This window comes from Mycoplasmopsis agassizii (assembly GCF_002276225.1).
Taxonomy (GTDB): domain Bacteria; phylum Bacillota_I; class Bacilli_A; order Mycoplasmatales; family Metamycoplasmataceae; genus Mycoplasmopsis_B; species Mycoplasmopsis_B agassizii_A.
Map to the genome: position 1 here is coordinate 41,809 of NZ_NQNY01000012.1, position 6,266 is coordinate 48,074.

5 protein-coding genes are annotated in these 6,266 nt (G+C 28.5%); 2 read left to right on the forward strand and 3 right to left on the reverse strand.

The window, feature by feature from the left end; all coding sequences use genetic code 4:
- Nucleotides 1-331: 331 nt before the first annotated feature.
- From CJJ23_RS03675 to ychF, 3 genes are all read right to left on the reverse strand, one after another.
- Entirely contained in the window at nt 332-2,530 is a 2,199-nt protein-coding gene (locus CJJ23_RS03675) for a lipoprotein 17-related variable surface protein (protein WP_420329861.1), read from the reverse strand.
- Nucleotides 2,527-3,147 carry a hypothetical protein gene (locus tag CJJ23_RS03680; RefSeq protein WP_095335012.1) on the reverse strand — a complete coding sequence of 207 codons (621 nt, stop codon included), beginning with the start codon at nt 3,145-3,147 and terminating at the stop codon, nt 2,527-2,529. Before CJJ23_RS03680 ends, CJJ23_RS03675 begins: the two co-directional genes overlap by 4 nt.
- Before the next feature lie 377 nt (nt 3,148-3,524).
- Complete coding sequence (ychF, locus tag CJJ23_RS03685; protein WP_095335013.1) at nt 3,525-4,631, reverse strand: redox-regulated ATPase YchF; 1,107 nt, start codon at nt 4,629-4,631, stop codon at nt 3,525-3,527.
- Between the two features lie 80 nt (nt 4,632-4,711).
- Between ychF and msrA the strand changes: the two genes are divergently transcribed.
- Together msrA and CJJ23_RS03695 are read left to right on the forward strand one after the other, a co-directional pair.
- Nucleotides 4,712-5,209: a peptide-methionine (S)-S-oxide reductase MsrA gene (gene msrA / locus CJJ23_RS03690; protein WP_095335014.1), complete on the forward strand. Its 498-nt coding sequence runs from the start codon at nt 4,712-4,714 to the stop codon at nt 5,207-5,209.
- Between the two features lie 277 nt (nt 5,210-5,486).
- The gene (locus CJJ23_RS03695; RefSeq protein WP_180738032.1) at nt 5,487-6,116 is read left to right on the forward strand and encodes a hypothetical protein; all 630 of its coding nucleotides are present in this window, start codon (nt 5,487-5,489) and stop codon (nt 6,114-6,116) included.
- Nucleotides 6,117-6,266 lie beyond the last annotated feature (150 nt).

Consider the following 6,266-nt stretch of genomic DNA (forward strand, 5'->3'; position numbering starts at 1 on the left):
TCAAAAAGTATTTTACCGTATTTATCAACTTCAGTTACTTGGTTTTTGACTTCTTGTAACTCATAACCTTTATCCAGTTGTTCTATAGTCTTGCCACAGTTACTTTTTTTAAACTTTTTAGCTCTTTCTTTTTTCATATTAATCTAATTATAACTAAAGAAAGCCAGTCTTAATAATTTTTTAGCTTTTCATCTTGCTATTAAAAAATTGGTTCGCAGAATCGAACCAATTTAATAGGTTTTAGATAATAAAGCAACTTTTAAGTTAATTGCAAAATTACTTTTAATTTTATATTAGTAAGTAAAAGTTAATTAGTAAATGCTTTATGTAATTATTGACCATTAATAACTGCTTTTAATAAAAACATGGTTGCCGAGGCAATTCCATTTGTAAATGGTGAAGGCACTAAATCATTTTTGTTATACATGGTTGCAGCTTTATCAGGTGCAAAACCTTTAGTATAGGCTGCATTTTTATTGTCTCTTCAATCACCAACTAAAGTGATGTTAAAACGTTGCATAGTTCCTAGGCCAAAAATAGGACTATTATATTCAATATAGGTATTTGAATTTGTTCCGTTAGTTAAACTTACTTTTCAAGGTTGACCATTTCCTAGTTTTAACTTAACATTTGATGGAGTTGCTTTTTCACTTTGCAATCCACCAATTACATAGGTTTGACTATTTGCACCCATTCATGATAATCAATAATCACCATTTGATAATGCAGTGTTTAAAACGCCATGAGAATGTAGTGCAGTTTTCATATCTGCAGGACTAAAAGGATAGATTAAGTTGTATTCATTAATTGGTCTTCGAATATTTGCTTTAATTTTTTCTGCCAAGGAATTAGCAAAATTCATTAATTTGCGCTCATCATTACGAGCTGATAAAGCAAACATTCTGATAAAGCTAGATCATTTTGAAAAAGTGTTACCTTCTGATAACTCGTTAAAGACTAAATTCACAAATTTATTAGAACGGTTTTCATTAACACCGCCTTTAACATTTAAAAATGCAGGTAAAAATCCTCTAAAGTCAGTTTGGAAAGTAACTGTTTTAGTGATTTCAGGATCAGCTTTTCTTCTAAGTGTTAATTTAAAAACTAGCATTGCTGAATAATCATTAATTGATCAAGTAAGTAATTTTTTAGGATTAACAATTTCGATTTGATCAGTTGGTGTTTTAATAGATGAATCTAAAGAAGCGAATTTTTTTAGTAAGTTAAAGACTTTTTCTGAAGTTTGTTCAGTATCTGTAGTTAATTCAACAAATTCTTTGACTTCAGAGTAAATAATGTCGTCTTTAACTTTTCAACGCATCAATTCATCTGATACTTCATCAAGTATATGAACTTGTTTAAAGCCTGTTAAGGTTACATCTTTGCCATCTACTTGAGTTAATACTTCAGTAGTTGATCCATCAACTTTAAAGTATTGAGTTTTACCTTTTTCATTTCTAGATAGATAAAAATTGACTACTAATTTACCGGTTTCATCATCAACTGCATTAGATGATGTTGCGACTCTAAGTGTTAAATTAAGTAATTTAATTTTAGCTACGCTAGTTTGTAAAACTGAGAAGAAACTTTTCACATTTTCTTCCAGATTTTTAGCAGTCTCGCTAGCTGATTTAGTTGAATCAACTGTGATTGTTGAACTTTGATTTTTATAGATTTCTTTAACTGCTTCAGCAGTAGTTTGAAAGTTTGTTAGTTTAACTTCTTTAGTGATTTCACTTGTTTCTAAAGCACCGTTTAATGGTGAATATCATTTATCAGCTGATTTAAGTGCAACCTTAATAGTTATAGTTCCTAAATCATTATCTACAGACACTAGAGTTAAAACTACTTTAGCATTTTCGACATCTTTTGGTGCTTTATAAACAGCTGCTAAAGTTGTTTCTAAATTAGCTTGAGTGATGCTTGATGGTAAGGTTGTTTTTTGATTTTCAACATTTTTAGTTTCGCTAATAGTTTCAAATCATGCCTTAACTAAGTCAGCAGCTTTAGCAGGTTGTTCAACAACTGGAGGTGTTTTTTCATCTTGAACTTTAAAGCCGCTAAATTCGATTACTTTACCAGCATTTGCTAGTGTATTAACTACCCCTCCTTCAGTATTAAAGAACTTATCAGTAGCTTCTGATAAAGTAACTTTTACTGATAATTTACCATCTTTATCATTTGCTCCTTTATCAACTAATGATAAAGAAAGAGTTAAACCTTCAGGTGCAGTTGGTGCTAATCCTACTAGTGAATTTAAGATTTCTTGAGTAACTGCACTAGGTAATGTTTGTGTAACTTCTTGATCAGTTAATGCTTTGGTTTCAGGTAGTGATGAGTAGTAAACAACTGCTTTTTGAGCATTAGTTTTGGCAGTATTTTTAAAGCCACTAACTGTTACAATTTTAGCAACTGCTGCTGCTTGATTAGCAGCAGTTGTACCATCACTACTAAATCAAGATGTGCCTTTTGATAAAGAAACATTAACTTTTAAACTACCTGTTAAATCATCAGCAGAAGCTACTACTAATTTAACATGCTAGTAAAGCCTGTTGGTGCGTTTTCTAAAGCAGTTTGTAGGTTTTGAGCATTAAAAGTAGTTACTTCACTAGGTAATTTATCTTTAATATCATTAGCAGCAGTGTTAGTTAAAGCAACTGAATCGTATCATTCTTTAGCTAATTGATTATCAGTTTTAACTGATGGTGTACTACCTTTAGTTATGTAGTTAATTTTTAATTCAACTTCTTGAAAAACAGCAGGCTGTGCATAAGAAATTTTTATTTTTAAATTAACCCTTTTTTTGTTGGCATCAACTAGTGAACCGTTATTAGAAGTAAAAGTTGCTTTGCCTAATGCATCTTTAAATGTTTTAGCTGAAGCAGTATCTAAAATTTTTTCTAGATCAGCAAGGCTTTTAACACCTGCAGTTGCTTTATTTAGTGCTTCAACATCTGCATAAGTACTTTTGGCATTATAAGTCCCATTTTTAAGACTGTCTGCGATCCTATTTACAACTTTTTGGTCAGAAGTTTGCAAATTGGGTTGTGGCGTTTGTGGTGAACATGCTATTGCTGTTGAAACTACGATAGTTCCTAGAGCTAGTGATGTCATTAGTAAAATAGATTTTTTGTTTAATTTTTTCATTAAATCTCCTTAATTTAAATTGATAAAAGTGATTTGGCTTTTTTATTTTTTTCATAAAAAAGACAATGTTTACTTTTACGGGAAAAATATAGCACTTTGTCAAAAAAAGCCGAATATAAAACAACTTTTTTGAAATTTCTTTAAATTTATTAAAAAGTTCCATTTTGTGCTTATTAATGGAAATTCCAAATCTGTTTTTGGAGTAAATTTTAGTAAATTTGGTTATTAACAAAAAATCCAAAATAATGCTTAACTACCATTAATTTCTGATTTTATAAGCGAAATTGCCATTTTAAAGCAATAAAAAATGAACTTCTTACAAAAAAGTTCATTGCTTTTTTTATTAAATAAGTGTTTTTAAAATTTGATTTCCAGACCTACTTACCAAATCGAAAATGGCAAATATCGCCATCTTGCATTAAATAATTTTTACCTTCAAGTCTTAATTTACCTTTTTCTTTAGCTTGTGCCTCGCCGCCTGCTTCGACAAAATCATCATAAGAAATAACTTCTGCTTTAATAAATTTATTTTCAAAATCACTATGAATAATTCCTGCACATTGAGGTGCTAACATGCTATTTTTGAAAATTCATGCCCTAACTTCAATTTTACCAACTGTGAAAAAAGTTGCTAAATTAAGTAGTTTGAAAGTTCTTGCAACTAATAAATCTAGACCACTAAATTCTAGGTTAAACATTTGCATCATTTCGTGTTTTTCATCTTCATTTTCCATTAAAACAAGTTCTTTTTCTAAGTTAACACTTAAAGCAAGTAGCTGCGAATTTTCTTCTTTAGCTAGTTTTTCTAAGTTTTTATAGTGAATATTTTGACCAGGATTATTAATTTCTTCAGAGTTTAAATTAGCAACATAAATCTGAGGCTTAATAGTAAGTAGTTGAAAACTTTTAACTAAAAAAAGTTCATTTTCATCTCATTCAATTAAGCGTAGTGGCTTTTCATCCATCAATGCTTTTTGCATTTTTAAAGCTAAAGCATATTCTGCTTTTGCTTTTTTATCACTTGAATTTAAGGCTTTTGATTTAACTCGATTAATAATATTTTCAACAGTTGTTAAATCAGCTAAAATTAATTCTAAATTAATAATTTTAGCATCACGCACACTATCAATTGAGCCCTTTACATGTAGGATATCGTTATTTTCAAAACAACGAATCACATGCACAATCGCATCCGTTTCACGGATGTTTGCTAAAAATTTATTACCTAAACCTTCACCCTTGGAAGCGCCTTCCACTAATCCTGCTATATCAACAAAATCAAAAGTTGCATAAATTGTTTTATTAGGTTGTGCCATTTTTGTTAACTGTATCATCCTTGGATCAATTAACTCTACACTCGCTACATTAGGTTCAATTGTTGTGAAAGCATAATTAGCTGATTCAGCTTCTTTTTTAGTTAGTGCTGAAAATAAAGAACTTTTACCTACATTAGGTAAACCCACAATTCCTGCTTTTAAAGCCATAATCCTCCTTAATTAAATTACTTATTTAGTCTTTAGATTATATAATAATAATTATCAATTGAAAAATAAGAGGTTATGAAATGAAAACAATTTTTGTTGCTGGTGGATGCTTTTGAGGTGTTCAAGAATGATTTAGAAGAGTTAAAGGAATTAATTCTTCTAAATCATATTATTTAAATGGTGGTTTTGAAGATGTTACTTATCAGCAAGTGTGCCGTGCTAGCGGTCATGTTGAGGCTGTTAAATTAGAATATGATGAAAGTGTGGTTAGTTTAAAAGATATATTTGTTTTAATGCTTGAAATAGTGAATCCTTTTTCACTAAATAAACAAGGTAATGATGTAGGTGTACAATACCGCATTGGTTTTTATTTTTATGAAAAAGATCAAGCTAGTAAAGAAGTTATTAAAAACTTAATTAGTGAATTTGAATCTAAACATGATAAAACAACTTTTGAAGTTGAAGATGTTAAAGATGAAACTTTAGCAGAAGAATATCATCAAGATTATCTAGTTAAAAATCCTTCAGGATATTGCCATATTAATTTAAATTTATTGCCAGATAAATATAAAAAGTAAATTTTAATTTACTAAAGTTTGTTTGCCAAATAGTTTCTAGTTTTAGAAACTATTTTTTATTATTTTCATTTTATTAACAATCTTTTTTGTAAATAGTTCAAAATATAATAGTTATGAGTTTGACGTGTGTAATTAAGGATAACAATTTTTAATGCTATCAACTTCAGAATGAACTTATTATATTGCAACGCATATATTTTGAATTGTTTCTTTTTTAATTGTTTTTCATATTCAGCCATTGATTTCAAAAAACCAAAAATATAAGATTATAGATTTCATGAAACAAAATCGTATTCCATTATTAACAACATTTGTAAAAACAAAGGAAACTACATTAAACAGTAAAATAAAATTTTTGCGTATGTCATTGGGCTTAATTTTACTAATGTTTACCCCTGCATTAACTTTTACATTTTTTCTTGTGATGGAAATATTTATATCTGATCCAATACCGGAAAAATTAAATAATTTAGAATTAATTGTTTTAATTGTTTCATGAGTTTCTCCAGTAATTCCAATCATAATAAATATTTGAAAACTTAAACATATTTTAAAAGATCTACAAATATTTCAAACTAGAGCACTTGAAGAATTAAAAAAATATGACTTCAAAACATTTTATTTATATATCAAAGGAATATCATATGACATCTTAAAATGAAAACCACTGACTTCTCATTATAGAGCCAACATGTGATTTCTTAAAAGAAAATTAGAGAAATATCCTTCTCTATCTCTTTATGAAAAATATAATGTATATCTAAAATATGCTTATTCATCAGTTTATTCAACTAGAGACTGAACAAAAAAATTTGTAGGTGTATCTAGAGATATGTATGTGGCTGCTTGATCGAAAAAAGTCTTTGAAACTATTTTTGAAAAAGAAATTAAAGTGTGAGAAAGATAATTTAAATCATCCAAAACCTGACAAAAAAATCTTTTACAAATTTAAGGAAAAGATTTTTTCATAAATAATTTGTTGCTGAATTGTAATATCTAGCTCAATCAGAAAGGTTGGGAAGATATTTTTTTATAATATCATATAGTATGTTGTATA